This is a genomic window from Sporosarcina ureae (genome assembly GCF_002101375.1).
Taxonomy (GTDB): domain Bacteria; phylum Bacillota; class Bacilli; order Bacillales_A; family Planococcaceae; genus Sporosarcina; species Sporosarcina ureae_B.
In genome coordinates this window covers 266,349-284,780 of record NZ_CP015207.1, presented here as the reverse complement: position 1 = coordinate 284,780, position 18,432 = coordinate 266,349, and the positions used below count along the sequence as shown (strand labels likewise).

Genomic DNA, 18,432 nt, shown 5'->3' with positions numbered 1-18,432 from the left:
GAGTGGAAAGTACACAATTGCAGTTTACGGTAGCGGATGCAATAGTAAAGGAATTAGTCAATGCGGGTGTTGAAACCGCTTACGGGATTGTGAGTATTCATAATATGCCGATTTACGACGCGATTTTACGTGAAGGAAGTATTGAATTAGTTTGTGCACGTGGAGAGAGTGGCGCAGTGAATATGGCTGACGGACATGCAAGATCGACTGGCAAGCTAGGCGTGGCAATTACAAGTACAGGCACAGGCGCAGGAAATGCAGCAGGTGCTTTGGTGGAAGCCTGGAGTGCCGGTGTTCCCCTATTACATATAACCGGTGAAGTTTCTTCTGAACAGATTGGGACAGGTAGAGGTTATATCCACGAATGTAAAAATCAGCTTCAAATGATGGAGGGAGCTTGTAAAAAAGCTTACCAACTAAAGGTTCCGGAGCAGGCAACTGGGTTTATCCGAAAAGCGATCAAGGAAGCATTTCAAGTACCATCAGGTCCAATAAGTGTTGAAATACCAATTGATTATCAATCAGCCATTATTCCAGATACTCCGATTTACGATGAATTGGCAAATAGTTCTTCAATACAAGAAAAATTCATTGTACCTGAAGCGGTTGTGCAGGCGATGAAAGAAGCGAAGCGACCAGTATTATGGGTCGGAAACGGAGCGATTTTGTCAGGTGCTTCCGAACAAATCAGACAGTTGGCGGAAATGACGGGCGCGCCTGTCATTACGAGCCAATCAGCTAAAGGAATCATTCCGGAGGATCATCCGCAATGTATTGGACATTTTGGGGCTTCTCCAGAAACAAAGCAATTTTTGGCGAATGCTGATGTACTCATTAGTATTGGTGTACGTTTCCGGAGTAATGAAACTGCCGGCTGGTCAGTTGAAGTACCGGAAAATCATATTACAATTGATGCCGATTATTTGGCGGTCAGCCGAAATTATGAAGCGAAGTATGGGTTAGTCGGAGATATTAAAACGGTCGTAGAGAGTCTTGTCACTCAACTAGAAGAGAGCGGTTACACAATGCCGAGCGGTGAATATAGTGAAAATGTGTCAGAATTGCGTGAAACGCTCAGAGCCAAGTTACGCAAAACATTAGGACCTTATGAAAACATTTTGGACAGTATGAGAAACAGACTGGACGAAGAAACAATTTTTGTAAGGGACGTTACCGTTCCAGCGAATGTTTGGGGAAGCCGACTGTTCGAGATTTATAAACCACGCCATTCGATTCATGCCTCGGGAGGCGGAATTGGCCAAGCCTTACCGACAGGAATCGGCGCACAAAAAGCAAACCCTGATAAACGGGTTGTCGTATTAGCAGGGGATGGCGGCTTCATGGTCAATATTGGTGAACTTGCAACAGCAGTCCAAGAGAACCTTTCGATGATCATACTTGTGTTTGACGATAGCGGTTACGGTGTACTTCGAAATATTCAAGACGCAGCATATGGCCGACAAGTCGGTGTCGATTTGGTCAGTCCGGATTTTGTACAGCTGGCACATTCGATGGGGATAGGGTCAACGAGAGTAGGTTCTGCCGATGCATTTGACCAAGCATTGGAGAATGCTACAGGGTCAGATAAGATGACTTTGATTGTCGTCGATATGGAAGCAGTAGGACCGATGGCTAAACCATTCGGGGGGCCCCCGGGTGTCGCTTCGTCATTTCAACCGAAAAGAATAAAATAAGATCGTTCAATGGAAATGAGGGAGACAAATTGGTCTATAAAACGGAAGCAACTTTGCAAATTTCAGGAAAGATATTAGTGAACGGTGAATGGAAAACGTTAAATAGGCACAAAGACGTCATCAATCCTGCCGTCACAAGTGAAGTCGTCGGTTTTATTGGGCTGGCATCCGAAGAAGATGTAGACCGGGCGATTACGGCAGCGGCAGATGCGTATCCAACATGGTCGCAAACATCATTGGATGAACGAATTGAGCGTGTTCACCAAGTATGGGAGCGTGTGAAAGACCGTGTCGATGAATATACGACTTTATTTGTCAGAGAAAATGGTAAAACTCTGCAAGAAGGCAAGTTAGATATTCAAAGATGTGTACAGATTTTAAATGAGTTGCCGGAAAACCTGAAAAACTGGTATGAGCCAAGAGATTTGTCCGGACAGGCCCAACAGGTCGAAATTCGGAGACGTCCAAGAGGTGTGACGGCAATCATCACCCCATGGAATTCCCCGATGATCTTAACGTTCAAGCGGGTCATACCGGCTATTTTGACAGGAAACACAGTCGTTTTCAAACCTGCGACAGATTGTCCATTGACAATTATGGTCTTCATGAAAGAGCTTGCTGACTGTCTACCGCCAGGGGTATTAAACGTTGTGACAGGTTCGGGTGGTCTTATTGGAGATCGAATCGCGAAGGACGAACGGGTCCGGACAATTGCGTTTGTAGGTGGCACAAATACAGGAAAAGTATTGATGGAAAAGTCTTCGTCTACTTTGAAGAAATTGAATATGGAACTGGGCGGTAATGACCCTGCCATTATATTGGCCGATGCCGATTTGAACAAGGAAACAATCCTAAAGTTAAGAAATGGAGTTTTGAAAGGTGCTGGGCAAGTATGTTCTGCCATTAAGCGCATTTATGTCCACGAAACTCGATACGAAGAGTTGTTGGATAAACTAAGCGAAGAATTTAACAAAACAATTGTCGGAAACGGGATCCAACCGGATGTCAAAATGGGCCCATTGAATAATGAATCACAATTTCGTTTCGTGAAAGATTTGATTGACCATGCAGAAAAAGAAGGTGCCAAAGTGCATTATTTTGGTAGAAAACTAAACGAGGATACATGGGAAGACGGATATTTCATGCTTCCGGCCATCGTTACAAATGTGCATCAGGAGAGTGAGATCATGAGAGCGGAGCAATTTGGTCCTGTCATTCCGGTGATGTCGTTCAATGATACCGAGCAAGTAATCAAATATGCGAATGATTCGGAATACGGATTAAGGGCATCCATTTGGACAACTGACATCGAAGCAGCAAAACGGTTGGCTGATCGTATCGAAGCTGGCGCCATATTCTTTAACAATCATACGATTTTCAAAGATTTACGCCTCGATTTTCCAGGAATCAAAGAAAGTGGTCTATCGAGCGTGACAGAATTTGGCGGCTTTGAACATTTCACTGATTCATATGGATTTGCCGAATAAGGAGTTGTCTGAATGAACATAGGTATTATCGGAGCCGGTTCCATTGCGACATTCATCATAAAAGAAATACAGCAAATGCAGTTGGACGGATTGAAAGTGAAGAGCTTATTTGTCCGCAACTTAAAAAAATATGAACAGCTAGCTGCTGATTATGGAGTCCAGTTGTTCAATGATATCGATCAATTTCTCGAATCCGATATAGACATCGTAGTGGAAGCAGCCAACGTAGCAACGGCTCATCAGCACGTTCCAAAGGTGCTTGAGAAAAAAGAAGTGATCATCATTAGTATCGGAGCACTAGCTGATGAGGCATTTTTAGAAGAAGTTAAATTATTAGGAAAAAAACACAAACATTCAATTTATTTACCATCCGGTGCAATAGGAGGAATAGATGCAATCCAAAATGCAAATGGATTAGGAGAATTGAAAAGGGTTTCATTAACAACGAGGAAACCGGCGCATTCATTTGGAGAGGACATCGTAGGGGAAAAAGTGATTTTCCAAGGATCAGCTGCAGAAGCGATTGAAAAATTCCCTAAAAATATCAATGTTTCGATTGTATTATCACTCGCTGGGATCGGAGTGGAAAATACGAAAGTTGAAATTATTGCCGATTCGACAGTGACGAAAAATCATCATCAAATTCAAGCGGAAGGTACTTTTGGGTCTATGACGTTTCAAATTGAAAACGAGCCGATGCGTACGAACCCTAACACGAGTATGTTAGCCGCTTTAAGTGTGCTAGGTACATTGAAAAAGTTGCAATCTACTATAAAGATCGGCTTATAAAAATAAGGAGGTCGTTTGTATGACTACTACGAGTACTAAACAAGTTCCGCGGCTAGACGAAATGACAAGAAGTGAATTGATTCAATACTTAAAAGATACAGTTAAGCCAGAAGAAGGCATGATTCCATCTTATATTTTCTCACATCCAAAAGTTTATGAGCTTGAGATGGAGAAAATTTTCTTAAAGGACTGGCTATTTGTCGCCCATAAGTCGGAAATACCGAACATAGGAGATTTTGTGACACGGGAAATGGGCGGACAGAGCGTCATCGTCACACATGGTGCAGATGGTGAAATTCATGTGTTGCTAAATGTTTGTACACATCGCGGTATGAAACTTTGCCGGATGGATAACGGAAATCAAAAAAACTTTACGTGTCCTTACCATGGGTTCAACTTTAAAAACACTGGTGACTTGATCGGGATTCCGTTCCAGAAAGTCGTTTACGGTGAAACGATGGATAAAAGTAAAATGGGCTTGAAGGAAATTCGTCATGATGTCTATGCAGACTTGATTTTTGCAACGCTTAATTCTGAAGCTGTTTCCCTCGAAGAATTTTTAGGAGATATTAAATGGTATCTCGACCTGGCATTTAACCGTGCAGAAATGGAGGTTGTAGGTCTTCCGCAAAAATGGAATGTAGATGGAACTTGGAAACTGGGATCAGACAATACAATTTCTGACTCTTACCATACATTGGTTTCTCACGGATCGATTGCAAAATTAGGCCTTGTTCCGACAGGGGACTATTCAAAATATGGTTACCAGATTTATACGGGGAACGGGCATGGATTGAATTTAGGCATGCCGAACCCTGACGGTTTTGCCTTTCCTGAAAGCTTAATTGATGAATATAAAGAACGACTCAATGAAGATCAATACGACATTTTGAAGCAGATGAAGAATATGATTGTTTGTGTCTCTCCGAATATTATGATTCTCATTTCTTCGATGGATTTAAAAGGCCAGAAAATCTCTCATACATCCCTTCGTATCTGGAAGCCGACGGGACCAGACTCCATGGAGATATCATCTTGGATGCTTGTTGAAAAAAATGCAACAGAAGAATGGAAGAGATTATCAGAACAAGCTTTTACACTAACGTTCGGAGCTTCTGGAATTTTCGAACAAGACGATACAGAAAATTTTACAGATATCACACAAAACAGTAAAAGTCCATATCATTTACATGAGAACATTGTCTTTAACTACACGATGGGTATGCATCAAGAGCCAGTAGAAGACTTCGTTGGACCTGGTATTGTTTATAAAGATAAATTTAATGAAGCGAACTCCAGAGCATTTTTCAGAAACTGGCTTGATCAAATAACGGCTGAATAAGAGGTGAATGGGATGCATGAGGATATTATATTGCAACATGAAATTGAGCAATGGCTTTATAAAGAATCAGAGCTTTTGGATCAATTGAATTTTGATGGTTGGTATGAACTGTTGTCTGAGGAAATCAGTTATACAATGCCTTTAAGAATCAATCAAATGGAAAAGTCAAAACCTGATTACTCAGAAGCTACCTTACTATTCGACGATGATTCGACAACTTTGAAACTTCGAATCGATCGTATGAAAACAGATATGGCGTGGGCTGAATTGCCACCATCACGTACAAGAAGGAATGTTTCGAATGTGAAGATCAAAGAAGTGTCGGAAAATGAAGTGGCTGTCCATAGTAATTTGCTGTTGTATAGAAGTAGAAGTACAGATACGACTGCTGACTTAATCTCGGGAGAGCGTAAAGACGTACTCCGCAAAGAAAATGGTGATTGGAAGTTAGTATCACGCTGGTTCTTAGCAGATCAGACGTCTTTAGGAACAAGAAACTTGGCGATTTTTGTTTAATAGTCATTCAATATGTAGCTACCCGTTAAAATTAGGGTAGCTACAGTTGTTATAAAAAGGATTAACTTTATAGTGGGGAAGTGTAAAAGTGATGGAATCATTGGATGGAAAAGTTGCAATTGTGACAGGTGGAACGAACGGCATTGGGGAAGCAGTCGCAAGGGAGTATATACATCAAGGTGCTAAAGTTTGTATTTTGGGAAGGTCAGAAGAGAAGCTGAATGCGTTACAAGAAGAATTTAAAGACAATATTTTAACAGTGAAAGGCGACGTAACAAAATATTCAAGCCATCAAGAAGTTGTCCGAAAAACGGTGGAGAAGTTTGGAAAACTGGATATATTAGTTTCCAATGCAGGCGTATTCGATGGCTTTGTCACATTGGAGCGACTGCCAGAAGAGCATCTGGATGAAGCGTTTTCAACTATTTTCGATATAAATGTAAAAGGGGGCTTATTGGCGGCAAAAGCTGCTGCTGAAGAGCTGAAGAAAACGAAAGGGAATATCATCTTCACTGTTTCCAATTCCGGGTTTTATCCGAATGGCGGAGGCCCTATTTACACGGCAAGTAAGCATGCGATTGTAGGGCTTATCCGAGAGTTGGCTTATGAGTTGGCTCCTGAGATTAGAGTAAATGGCGTGTCACCTGGTGGAACGGTCACGGAAATCACTGCGATCCCATGCCTGCAAGATAGCGTAAAACAGATAGATAAGGAAACGAGAAAGAAAAATATTGCAAGTAGAAATCCACTGCAAATTGCTCAGGAAGCAAGTGATCACAACGGCGCCTATGTCCTATTGGCATCTGATAACGCTAAGGCGATAACAGGAACCATCATAGAGAGTGACGGAGGGCTTGGTGTGAGAGGGATGCCTGGTACGACTTTCTGATAATAGGTCGTTCTAAGGCGAAATTGATTACTGAGATATGGTGCAGTCTTGATAAAAGAATGCTCGGAACAATTCAATAGAACAAATCGATTTCATCGTAAAGGATATAGATCAAGCCATATCATCATTCAGCAAGTTGCTTGGCTTTATGGAACCGGAATATTTTTTGGCAGGTGCCCATGACCAATCGCAAGTGTTTCATAAAGGAGTCACCTCAGATACGCAGAGTAAGTTTGTACTCATTGACACACTGTAAATCCAAATCGAACTGATGGAAGTGAATGATGAACCAAACACGATGAAAGATTATTTGGTGGGATACGGAGAAGGGATTCATCACCTTGCTTTTGTTGTAGACAAAATTGCTCCTAGTCTCGAAACTTTTGCTACAAGAGTTTATCCGTTGCTACATTCAGGTAAATTCACATCTGTAAACAAAGGGCGTTATGCCTATTTAGATACAGAAGCTTCGTTGTAAACTGTATTCGAATTGCTTGAAAGAGAAACGCCCCAGCCTAAAAAAGTGGGGATGATATTGCCGAGCTACTGTTTGGCTCACGGACTATCACACAAATCGCATTCATAGTGGAAGACATCAATGCGTCTGCTGCCCGCTTAGGGGACTTGCCAATCTTGGAGATTCCCCCAAAAATCGAGTCGGGGGTTGCGGAGTGACTCAAGTAGCATATAAAAGAGAAGCAAAAGAGGCTGACGTAGGATTCATTTTTTTGAAACACCAACAATCAAGGTGAAGCTCATTCAACCAGGAAAAAGCCTGGGTGTTTGGAAGGGGCATTTGGAGAAATATGGGGAAGGAATTCACCATATTTCTTTGGAGCTGGACAATTTGGAAGAAAGGTTACCTGACTTTCGAGAATAGGACTATGACGTCATCCAACAACGCAAGTATTGGAATGGGCAATATGCATATTTGGACACCACAGAAGAGTTTAAAGTAGTGTTAAAATTATTTGCAGGTCAATCTCATTAAATTCAAAGACAGATGGTTTTGGAACCATAATTTGTCTACATGCAGTCAAATTTAAAAAGACTACATTTCGATTAGGAACGAAATGTAGTCTTTTTCTTATGATTGATTATCCCTATCCATGCACTTTAAGTTGGGAAGGACTACAGGGTTTATTACAAAAATTGCAATATATACTTTCTAAAAGCCGAAATAATATTTTATTCTCAATATCGACTCGCTGTCAGATATACAATGCGTTAATTATAGTGGAAGGCATAGTAAGAAGTCAGTACGATGAACCTACGATCAAGATTCTTTTTTTATTTAAATGACTGCATAAACCGGTCTGCTAATAGACGATTCTTCACATAAAGTGTTATAAGAAAACTATATTAATATCTTATTTTATCTTATTGACATTAAATTCAGAAGAGTGTAAAATTTAATTATAGGATTTACAAAAACATGTTTTGTATATAAAACATATAAAAAATCCTGTTTTGTCATTATTCATTCAGGTTTAATGAAAGCGGTTACAATGGGGGCGGAATTTTGTGGGAGAAATACAACAGAAAATTGGAGGAACGAAAATGAAGAAAATGATTGCAGGTTTTGTCTTCGTATTGATGATCGGACTATTGGCTGCATGTGGTTCTGCTGATCAACAAATTGGTAAAGCTTCAGCTGAAGGAGAAAAAGGGAATGGACCGGTTGAAATTAAATTAGGCGTCGGCTATGCAACAGAAGAAAACTTATGGCTAATTAAAGTGGCATCCGATCTGGCGCCGAATTATGGAGAGAAATATACATTAGACCTTCAGCAATTTAGGGCGAATACTGATCGATTGAATGCTTATCGAGCTGGGCAAATTCAAGGGGGATCAATTGGACAAGGGGCAGCGATTATGTCGGCAGCTCAAGGGATCAATTTGAAAATTGTTGCAAACATAGCTAAAGAAACACCTGGGGAAGGATTCAACTCGGCATTCATGGGACTGAAAGATGCTGGCCTTGAATCAGCGGCCGACTTAAAAGGCAAAACAATTGGTATCCCTGATTTCAAATCACCTACTGATATGTGGGCACGTTCGGCTGTGAAAGCAGCAGGGTTAGATCCTGATAAAGATGTAAAGTATGCGGTGCTTCCAACTCCGGCAGTGGAAGAAGCGGTGAAAAGTGGGAAGATAGATGTCGGTTTATTTCCACAACCTTTCTATGAAATGGCACAAGAAGCCGGTGAATTAAAAACAGTGTTCACTTCCAAAGATGGTGTTCCGATAGACGAAGATTTCCTGAATCTCTTTTTACATCCCGACTTTATTGCAGAGCATGAAGAGGCGGTTCGTGCACTCGTGGAAGACTTACAATATATGACAAGGTACTATGTGGAGAACAAAAAAGAGGCTCGTCAAAAGTTGCTGGATGCTGAATTTGTTCTTTCTGAACCGGAAATTTATCTCAATCTAGTCGATTATAACCGTTCGATCGATAGTTCACTTACGAAAGAAAGCTGGGAGCTTGTCCAAGAAATTTTGCTGGAAGACGAATGGATTGAACAGAAAGTTGACTTAGATGAATTGATTGATGACTCATTCTTAGCCAAATAACTTGGCCAATCAGGGGTGGGGTGAATGACAAAAGTATTTAAATTTAGAGGGAGTCCGAAATAGACTCTCTACAAATTTAGTAAAGGGAAGCTACAATGCTGGCCGGTAGCCATTGTCACAAAGATGCGACGGTTTTAGGTTAACTATGTCACTTACTTAAGACACAAGTAGACCGAAGTATAATTGTTTAGGATGGTCTGTATTTGAAAAAGTTCAATGTTGGATTTCTATCGGAGGTGGCGAAAATGAGTTTTGGATCCGTAATGACAAGAGTTGTTCCCGTAAATAAGGTAGAGCCAAAAGAGAGTGCGATTAAAATATCTAACTTGCGTAAGGTCTTTGAACGTAAAGGTGAAGAAATTGAAGCAATCAAAGGGATTGATTTAGATATAAAAGAAGGCGAGTTCGTAAGTGTTGTCGGCCCGAGTGGTTGTGGGAAGAGTACATTCCTTCATATTGTTGGCGGCTTTATTGAACGGACATCAGGGGTGGTAAGTGTCCGAGGAGAAGAAGTTGGCAAACCTGCTCCGGACAGGGGAATGATGTTCCAAGAGTCGACCCTATTCCCTTGGCGCAAAGTTTACGACAATGTGGCATGGGGGTTGGAAGCACAAAAGTTTCCCAAAGCTGATATCAAAGAGCGGGTGGAATACTTCTTAAAACTTGTCGGACTTTGGGAATTCAAAGACAATCTGCCTTCCGAGTTATCGGGAGGCATGAAGCAGAGAGTATCTCTTGCTAGAGTGCTTGCTTTTGACCCTAAAGTGCTGCTTATGGATGAACCATTCGGTGCACTTGATTCCCAAACTAGAGAGACGATGCAAGTGGAACTTCAAAGGATCTGGTCGGAATCGAAAAAAAGCGTGATATTCGTTACACATGATATTGAAGAAGCGATTTATTTAAGTGATTACGTCGTTGTTTTGACGAAACGTCCCTCGGTAGTTAAGGAAATCTTGAAAATTGAATTACCAAGACCCCGTGATGTATCGATTCGAAAGTCTTATGATTTTATTGATTACCGGAATCATATTTGGGATCTTTTGCATGAGGAGGAAAATGTGAAAAGTATAGGAGGTCAATCCAATGCCGAGTAGCTTTAAGAAAAGTCGCTTTATAGTTATTTCTTTGGTGGAGCTTCTCCTTTTCTTATCGTTATGGCAACTACTGTCAATGACGGATTGGTTTCCTACCTATGTCTCCAGCCCGGCAGTTGTTCTTGGGATTATTAGTGAATTTTTTATGACAGGTGAAGTATTTCCACACATAGGAATCAGTTTATATCGATCGATTGTCGGGTTTTTGCTGGTTGTTTTATTCGGAACAGGGTTGGGAATCTTAGCAGGATTTTTCCAACCGATTGGAAGGTTTTTTGATCCGGTCGTATCTTTTTTCAATCCGATTCCTAAAATTGCTTTACTTCCTGTGTTTTTAGTTTGGTTCGGTGTGACAGATACGACAAGGATTCTGATTATTTTCACGAGTGCTTTTTTCCCTTGTTTTATTGCAACATTGGATGGTGTTCGAGGAATTAATAAACTTTATCTATGGTCAGCGGAAAATATGGGAGCTTCTAAGTTCAAAATGTTGTACCGTGTTGTACTTCCAGCGGCCCTCCCTAAAATATTTGACGGTTGGCGTGTTGCTCTTGCGTTAACTTTTGTCATGATGTTTTCATCGGAAATGATTGGCTCATCAACTGGTAAAGGCTTAGGATTTATGATTCTGAATGCTGATGCATATGGCCGTACGGATATTGTTCTTGCTGCAGTCATAGTTATCGCAGCGTTAGGTTTTCTTTTCGATCGATTGTTAATCGGTCTGAGGGGGAGGGTCTTATGGTGGCAAAATCGATAGTAGATCGATTGTTGTCACGAAATCTTGTAGCGCTATAGACACCAGGACATAGAGGGAGGACGCATATGAAAGCGATAAAAAAATTTATTGTGAAATATTTAGCGTTAATACTAATAGCTCTATTGTGGCAAGGGTTCGTGTTGGCAGAACTTTTTCCAAGACAGTTATTCCCTGGTCTTGGAGAAATTCTATTGGTATTTGTTGAGCTGCTTGCCACAAGCGATCTATGGACAAATATGGGAGTTACAATTTATCGGATCTTGGTAGGTTTCTTACTTGCAGCAATCGTTGGAATTCCAATTGGGATTCAAATGAGCCGGTCATCATTTATTGATGACCTTATGCAACCAATTTTCACGGCAGGTTATCCTATACCAAGAGTGGCTTTATACCCTATATTTGTACTCCTATTCGGGTTAGGTTCTGGTTCTAAAATATTTACCATTTTTCTCGAGTGCATTTTCCCTATAGTAGTGAGTACATACTACGGTGCGAAAAGTGTAAATCATTTGTACGTTTGGTCTGGTCAGAATATGGGGGCGACCGATCGAAAGCTGTTTTGGAAAGTGTTTTTGCCAGGAACGATGCCATCAATTTTCACAGGTTTCCGAATTGCGCTCCCAATAGGGGTGGTTATTGCTGTACTGACAGAAATGATCAGTTCAAATAATGGAATTGGATATTTTCTCGTTTATTTATCGGCCACCTTATCCCAAAGCAAAGTGTTGGCAGTCGTAATTTTTATATCACTCTTTGGTTATGGGTTAGATCGCTTACTACTATATGTAAGAAATCGATATGTTTACTGGTAAGAGATAGGTATTTTAGATAATTAACTAAAATTAAATTCAATAAAGTGAATCGTATACAAGTTTAGGGTCTCCAATTGTGAAATTCCTTAATAAGATAGTATGGGAGGAACGAAAATGAATATCAAAAACAACAAACGATGGTTATATATAGCGACGCCTATTTTCTTTCTATGGTTTTTCGGACAAATTGACAAGTTAGGAATTTCCATTGTCCAGACTGATCCACAGTTTCTAAGTGATCTTGGAATGACAGGAGCCAATGCGAATGCGAAGATTGGCTTCTTAACCTTTATCTTCATGGTAGCGTATGCAATCTCCAACTTTTTCTGGGGATTCTTCATTGATAAGTTCGGAGCCCGCAAAACAGCAATCATTGGAGTTTCGATTTGGACAGTGACAATGCTGCTAGGCGGATTTGCCACCACTTATGAAATGTTCATGGTGACACGGATTGTCTTAGGAATCGGGGAAGGGATGATGATCCCGGTCTGTGGGAAATTCATCGCTACTTGGTTCAACAAAAACGAATTGGGCCGCGCGCAGTCTTCCTGGATTTCGGGTAACTATGCAGGACCTGCCATCGGTGCAGTTTTCATTTCATTGATCATTGCCACGCTCAGTTGGCATGCGACGTTCTTTATATTGGCTGGGTTGAATTTACTTCTTGTATTGCCGATGTTGATTTTCTTAACTAGAAATGAACCGGAAAGCCATCCGGGCGTCAGCAAAGAAGAATTGTCGTACATAAGACAAGATGATACTCCGGTTACTGAAGAAAAGAAGAAAAGTTACGTTCAAGATTCCCGTTACTGGATTGTTTGGTTCGGTATGGTGATCACTTCTTTCTTATTTTTCGGCATTAGTATTTGGCTGCCAACGTACTTGATGCAAGCCAGGAATTTTGATGTAGATGCTATGACTGGGATCACATCCTTATCTTGGTTGTTTGCACTTGGCTTCGTTCTGATCTGTGGTTATTTAGCAGATAAAACGAAGCGCCCTAGTTTAATAGCAACGATCTTGTTTGCTTCCTGTGCAATCTTGTTGACGGTTTCCACACAAGTCTCGGTCGCCATCATATCCGCTTTGGCATTAGGACTTGCAATGGGAACATTGGGAGGAATCTTTCATTTAAGTAACTTATTTATCGTACAATTTTCAACGCCAGAAACTGCTGGTCGTGCAGCGGGGCTCATGGGTTTCACGAACATATTCGGCGGATTTTCTAGTTATGTGATGGGATGGATGCGCGATATTAACGGAGGAGACTTCGGTCCGTCGCTTATCATGTTGATTGCTATCACCGCTTTGGGGTTCATCGCTTACTTGTTTACGCTTAAAACAGAAAACAAAGAAGTTCAGGAGGCTAAGAAAAAGATTCAAAATCAATCAGAAATGCAGGCGATTTGATCATTGCTTAGCTATTTTTTAGTCTCCTGATTTGGCTTTTATGAAGTGGTTTTGAATTTGGTGGTCAAACTAAGTAGGTAATGGTAGTATGCAAAAATATTAATCGCTACTACCATTCCATGGAAAGCGGTTGTATAGAAATAATATACTCCCCAGATTTTAATAATTATAATGAATTGCTACTCCTACCAATAGCTTTTTTCATTTACAGGATTCTAATTCATAATATAACCATATTTTTTTAACATCACGGTAAACCCTAATTATAAGCTGAAGACCTTATTTGTAAGGGGTGTTTTCATTAATATGGATTCTCTGGGAATAACTAAGTTTATTTAATAAATAGTTTTCTGGGAATTTAAACATTTTATGTATTCATGAATCTATAGAGTCTAATCCGTATAGTGACTCTAATTTCTATAGATATCTTATAATTACGCAATTTAATATACCTAAACTAGTCCGAATTTTCATATAAAACTAAATTAGGGAGGTTTCACCTATGGCAGATGAAAAGTTTTCAATTGAAGAATTCGAAAAAAAGTATGTAGCTAAATTGGATGACAGGTCTTTGGATTGGAATGTATTAAAATTTCAAGAGGAGATAAACCCAAAATACAGGAGAGCACAAATGAGGTATATAGGTCGTGGTGCAACTGCAAATAATGATTCCAATATTATTACTGGAGAGAATTTCACTCTCAGTACAATGGTATTACCCGCTGGTTGCATAGGTCCATTACATTTACATGATGATGTAGAAGAAGTATTTTTTGTCTTAAAAGGTAATGTTACTGCATTAATTCAAGAGAATAGTGAAGGTGAAGTACATGAAATTAAATTAAATGCCCGGGATTGTATTAGTAGTCCTCCTGGTATATATAGGGGCATTAGAAATGATGGGGATGATGAAGCTCTTATGTTAGTAATGCTAGGTGCAATTAAGCCCAATTTACCTACCTATCCTATTGGAAGTGAGCTAGAAGAGCTTAGAAAGTCTAGAGCTAAAGATCGAGAAGCAATTATTAAATAAAAGTAATATAGTAGACTGACATAGCGATTTGAGACATCTATAAAACACCTTAATTAGGCTGCTGCGACACCATAACCGGTGTCAGGTAGCCTAATTTTTCTTGGATTCGTTATTTATTAAAATAATTCAAGTAAGCGATTACTCGTACAACTACATCTTGAATTTGTAGTGAGTTAAATTTAACGTATTGAAATACCTCAGACTTTAGACTTGAATGAAATGATTCAATCATCGCATTGTCTCAACAGTTTTCTCGACGTGACATGCTGCTGATCAGATCATGATCCTTGATACAGAATTGGTACGCGTATGATGTGTACACACTTCCTTGATCCGAATGTACAATCACTCCCTCTATAAATGTTGATGTATCAACGGTTTAAGCCGTTGTAAAGGTGCCAAAAAAATGTTTTTTACACGCTGATAAACAATAATAATTAGATATTTGAGTATTCAAACGTCCATGGGTGCGCTACGCTGTCATCGCTGGATAATATTGGTTGCGATGATGATGCTATATACGATGCACTTTGAATCTCCGTATTGCTTATGATGACGTACCCTCCCATGTCTCTTGGCGTCAAAAGCGCCTACATACCTTCGTTCGGTCTAGTCATAAGGCGGAGGCTGGCTAAGCTCCTTTGGGGGCTCATTGGTCGTATGGATAATATAATGCCAGCTTCTCCGTGTCATCCAATTTTCTAGTCATTCCCTCAGAATGTCGTGCTTAAGCAGCTCTATCGAGCGTGGGAATGTCCCTCATCATTTGCTCAGCGTCAAACACCATGTGCTTCGTACAGATTGCGTGCAGTACCTTCAGTAGTTTTCCGCAGAGAACCACGATGGACTGTTTCTTGCGTAATGGATTTACTTGTCTGGTTGTGTAATACTCGTGCAGTTGTTTAAATGCCTGGTTATGACGCACCATTGGCATCATGACACGGAAGAGCAGTGCACGCAGCTGGCTTCTTCCTCTTTTAGAAATTCGTTTCTGTCCCTTGTGCTTTCCGGATGAATTCTCCCCCAATGTCAATCCCGCCAGTTTCAGTAATTGACGTGGATGATTGTAATGGGCAAAACTGTCGATTTCTGATAGTAAATCAATAATGGTTGCGTCTCCAAGTCCTGGGACTGTTTGGAGATATTTGTACTCAACTGTAGCCTGAATAAACGCTGTCAGCTGTTCTTGAAGTGATGCCAGCTCCTTCTCAAGTTGGCGATAACGCTGGACAAGTGTGGCAATTTCATTACGGGCCATCTGTTGTCCTTCTATTACACCTATAGAAGTACGCGCATTTACAATGAGCTTTTTCGTCTTTGGCAGTTGGGAAGATTTCATCCCCTTAACCGTCCGTTAGGTTGCCAGTAGTTCTGACGGTTCCTGATTCGCTATCTCACACGGGAATGGGGTACATTCCAAATCGGCAAGCACCATTTTCCAAAGGACGGAAATACTGTTTGGAATTCAGGAAAATACCGATCAGTCCATCGGATCATCTTGTTTTTAATCGTGTTCAATTCTTCAGTAAGGTTGCCTATCAGTGTCGAACCGACACGTAATTCAGCCTCTATTTCTCTTAATCTCCGTGGATAGTTGTAACGACCATCTTTCATTAGACGTGCGATGACAAGGGCATCCTTAGCGTCGTTCTTCGTCTGAAGATTATCGTCAAGTTCCTTGGATTTCTTTACATGCATGGGATTACATACGACGAGGGGGATGCCCCGATCGTCGAGAAAGTAAGCCGAATTGAGCCAATAGTGACCGGTAGGCTCGATGCCAATGATGACATCGCTTTAACCGAATTGTTTCTTAGCGTCTAGAATACATTCATAGAAGTATTAGAATCCTTGATTGGATTGATGTACAGGGAACGATTTCTTCAGGATCAGTCCACGCTCATCCACCATACAGGCGTAATGTGTTCGTTTGGCAATGTCGATTTCGATGACTAGCGTTTTATCTGTAACTTGATTAATCTTAGCATTTTGCGTAAAATTCATTGTGAGCCCTCCTTGGTATTTAAATTAGGGGTCAATTCGTGCAGATTTGACACCCCGTATCATACCAAGAGGGCTCTTTGTGTTCAAGTCCCCGAAAAAGCTTCTAACAGGAATGCTCCTTTATACACCTTTGAGAATTGTCAGTATTTTTTATTGTTGAAGAAATTAAAACTATAACTTAAACAAATTTCATTTACCTTAACTAGACATCCTATATAAACGTATATCTATTTAACTAATTATTTGTAAATAGGAAAATTTACTGAATCCTATTTTGCTGTTAACTCGTATAGTAAACAAATAGGAGATACTTTAAATGAAAAGGAGACATACGTTCTTAATTGTATTACTAGTGCTGCATATTACTGTACTATTGGCTTATGACTTTTTTTCAAACTTTAATGAATTGTTTTACATTCCCAAACTACTATTCATAGGGCTTATTTTGCTTATTTTACTTGGAGGTTTTTTTGAGAATCGTTATCTTAAAAATGAATCTCTAAAATATGGTTACTTATTTCAAATTGCACTTACATCTTATTTGTTGACTGTTCTTATTGTATTTACTCTATTAGGTGGTGTTTCGCAAGTAGGTATATCATTATCTAGCCCTGTTGTTTGGATCTTGTTAATCATAACTTTTTATGACATTAGAAAAGAATATAAAGAATATAAAGATTTACAGATTAGCGAAACAAATATAAAAAATTCTTAACAAAAAAGAAGTCCTGACGACATTCAGGCCACTGATAATGTGAAGTGGGGAAAGAATATCCTTATTACACTAGTTGGGTTGGCGGCAATTATTTTCGGAGGAGATTTGGTTGTCGATAATGCTACGACAATCGCTTATTCTCTAGGCATGAGTGAAACATTGGTTGGTCTCACGATCATCGCCATCGGTACCTCTTTACCTGAACTGGTTACCTCGATTTCAGCAGCCTTGAAAAAAGAAAGTGAAATCGCTTTGGGAAATATCGTAGGGAGCAATATTTTCAACATCCTGTTCGTTCTCGGGGCGTCTTCTGTCATTACGCCGATCGCCGTGAACGATAAAGTATTTATCGACGTGATCATTATGCTTGTATTGACGTTAGTATTGTTGTTATTCGCTAGAACCGGCTTCAAAATTGGTAAGCGTGAAGGTTTGATGTTAGCTGTAGCATACGTCGTGTATCTAGTGTATGTTATTTTACGTAATTAGGAAAAACACCTCGGTCTGTCCTCGGCACAGATCACTAAGAATAGGCTACTCTCCATTCGTGGAAAGTAGCCTTTTCTATCTTTATGGCACGATGTGTAGCGTGAATATGGTGAACGATAATTATAAATTGGAAAGTTCTTGTTATCTCCACTTATATCCGATCCCCCAAACCGTCACCAAAATCTCTTCGATAGGAAAATGAGATTTCCTCAACTTATCCCGTAGATTTCGAATATGGGAATCGACTGTCCGGACTTCTGTATACGTGTCATATTCCCAAGCGACTTGAAGCAAATCTTCCCGTGTGAATGTGCGGTTTGGCCGGTTCATCATCGCTTCTATAATATAGAATTCCTTTAACGTAAGACGAACTTCATGCGTGTCATAGAGGATGGAATACGATTCTAAGTCAAGCGTAAATGGGCCTTCTTGAATAGTCTTTGGTTGATTATCTTCTTCTGTACGTCGCAATGCCACACGTACTCTTGCTGTGAGTTCGCGTTCGTCAAATGGTTTCGTAATATAATCATCCGCACCTTGGTCGAGTCCTTTCACCACATCTGATTTATCGGAACGAGCCGTTAATAAAATGACCGGTACATCTGAAATTTTTCTAATTCTACGGCAAACTTCCCATCCATCCATGCCAGGCATCATCACATCGAGGAGTACGAGATGTACGTCCTCCGTTTTGAACACTTCAAGTGCTTTTTGGCCGTCGGTTGCTTGCAAACAGCGATATCCGTGTGGAGCGAGGAATAGTTCTAGCAGATCGAGCATGCGTTGTTCATCATCAATAAGCAAAATGGTTTTCATTT

General features: G+C 40.3%; 15 protein-coding genes and 2 pseudogenes. 15 read left to right on the top strand and 2 right to left on the bottom strand.

The window, feature by feature from the left end:
* The first annotated feature begins 2 nt into the window (after positions 1 to 2).
* From SporoP8_RS01395 to SporoP8_RS01330, 13 genes are all read left to right on the top strand, one after another.
* Positions 3 to 1,694 (top strand): thiamine pyrophosphate-binding protein, encoded by a 1,692-nt coding sequence (locus SporoP8_RS01395; RefSeq protein WP_232319182.1) that lies wholly within the window; start codon positions 3 to 5, stop codon positions 1,692 to 1,694.
* A 29-nt stretch (positions 1,695 to 1,723) separates the two neighbouring features.
* Positions 1,724 to 3,181: an aldehyde dehydrogenase family protein gene (locus SporoP8_RS01390; protein WP_232319181.1), complete on the top strand. Its 1,458-nt coding sequence runs from the start codon at positions 1,724 to 1,726 to the stop codon at positions 3,179 to 3,181.
* 12 nt (positions 3,182 to 3,193) lie between these two features.
* Positions 3,194 to 3,970 carry an aspartate dehydrogenase gene (nadX, locus tag SporoP8_RS01385; protein WP_085130862.1) on the top strand — a complete coding sequence of 259 codons (777 nt, stop codon included), beginning with the start codon at positions 3,194 to 3,196 and terminating at the stop codon, positions 3,968 to 3,970.
* A gap of 19 nt (positions 3,971 to 3,989) precedes the next feature.
* The gene (locus tag SporoP8_RS01380; protein WP_085130861.1) at positions 3,990 to 5,312 is read left to right on the top strand and encodes an aromatic ring-hydroxylating oxygenase subunit alpha; all 1,323 of its coding nucleotides are present in this window, start codon (positions 3,990 to 3,992) and stop codon (positions 5,310 to 5,312) included.
* 12 nt (positions 5,313 to 5,324) lie between these two features.
* Positions 5,325 to 5,828, top strand: a complete 504-nt coding sequence (locus SporoP8_RS01375; protein ID WP_085130860.1) for an aromatic-ring-hydroxylating dioxygenase subunit beta — start codon at positions 5,325 to 5,327, stop codon at positions 5,826 to 5,828.
* 91 nt (positions 5,829 to 5,919) lie between these two features.
* The gene (gene hcaB / locus SporoP8_RS01370; RefSeq protein ID WP_085130859.1) at positions 5,920 to 6,717 is read left to right on the top strand and encodes a 3-(cis-5,6-dihydroxycyclohexa-1,3-dien-1-yl)propanoate dehydrogenase; all 798 of its coding nucleotides are present in this window, start codon (positions 5,920 to 5,922) and stop codon (positions 6,715 to 6,717) included.
* Between the two features lie 298 nt (positions 6,718 to 7,015).
* A complete protein-coding gene (locus SporoP8_RS01365) occupies positions 7,016 to 7,195 on the top strand; it encodes a VOC family protein (RefSeq protein WP_085130858.1) in 180 nt (59 codons plus the stop codon).
* 1,082 nt (positions 7,196 to 8,277) lie between these two features.
* A complete protein-coding gene (locus SporoP8_RS01355) occupies positions 8,278 to 9,294 on the top strand; it encodes an ABC transporter substrate-binding protein (RefSeq protein ID WP_157111211.1) in 1,017 nt (338 codons plus the stop codon).
* Between the two features lie 203 nt (positions 9,295 to 9,497).
* Positions 9,498 to 10,391, top strand: coding sequence for an ABC transporter ATP-binding protein (locus SporoP8_RS01350; protein WP_232319180.1), 894 nt, complete (start codon positions 9,498 to 9,500; stop codon positions 10,389 to 10,391).
* A complete protein-coding gene (locus SporoP8_RS01345) occupies positions 10,381 to 11,151 on the top strand; it encodes an ABC transporter permease (protein ID WP_085130851.1) in 771 nt (256 codons plus the stop codon). The genes SporoP8_RS01350 and SporoP8_RS01345 overlap by 11 nt, the downstream gene beginning before the upstream one ends.
* A 65-nt stretch (positions 11,152 to 11,216) precedes the next feature.
* The gene (locus tag SporoP8_RS01340; RefSeq protein WP_085130849.1) at positions 11,217 to 11,963 is read left to right on the top strand and encodes an ABC transporter permease; all 747 of its coding nucleotides are present in this window, start codon (positions 11,217 to 11,219) and stop codon (positions 11,961 to 11,963) included.
* Between the two features lie 114 nt (positions 11,964 to 12,077).
* Entirely contained in the window at positions 12,078 to 13,373 is a 1,296-nt protein-coding gene (locus SporoP8_RS01335) for an MFS transporter (RefSeq protein ID WP_085130847.1), read from the top strand.
* Between the two features lie 502 nt (positions 13,374 to 13,875).
* Positions 13,876 to 14,406, top strand: coding sequence for a cupin domain-containing protein (locus tag SporoP8_RS01330; protein ID WP_085130845.1), 531 nt, complete (start codon positions 13,876 to 13,878; stop codon positions 14,404 to 14,406).
* Positions 14,407 to 15,133: 727 nt separating this feature from the next.
* Here the strand turns inward: SporoP8_RS01330 and SporoP8_RS01325 are convergent.
* A pseudogene (locus SporoP8_RS01325) lies at positions 15,134 to 16,410 on the bottom strand (IS110 family transposase).
* Positions 16,411 to 16,726: 316 nt separating this feature from the next.
* On the opposite strand from SporoP8_RS01325, the gene SporoP8_RS16430 reads away from it, so the two are divergent.
* Positions 16,727 to 17,125: a hypothetical protein gene (locus SporoP8_RS16430; RefSeq protein ID WP_099629494.1), complete on the top strand. Its 399-nt coding sequence runs from the start codon at positions 16,727 to 16,729 to the stop codon at positions 17,123 to 17,125.
* A gap of 39 nt (positions 17,126 to 17,164) precedes the next feature.
* Positions 17,165 to 17,614: pseudogene (locus SporoP8_RS16425) on the top strand (sodium:calcium antiporter); the annotation flags it as partial.
* Between the two features lie 141 nt (positions 17,615 to 17,755).
* On the opposite strand, the gene SporoP8_RS01315 reads toward SporoP8_RS16425, so the two are convergent.
* Positions 17,756 to 18,430: a response regulator transcription factor gene (locus SporoP8_RS01315; RefSeq protein WP_085130843.1), complete on the bottom strand. Its 675-nt coding sequence runs from the start codon at positions 18,428 to 18,430 to the stop codon at positions 17,756 to 17,758.
* Between the last annotated feature and the right edge of the window lie 2 nt (positions 18,431 to 18,432).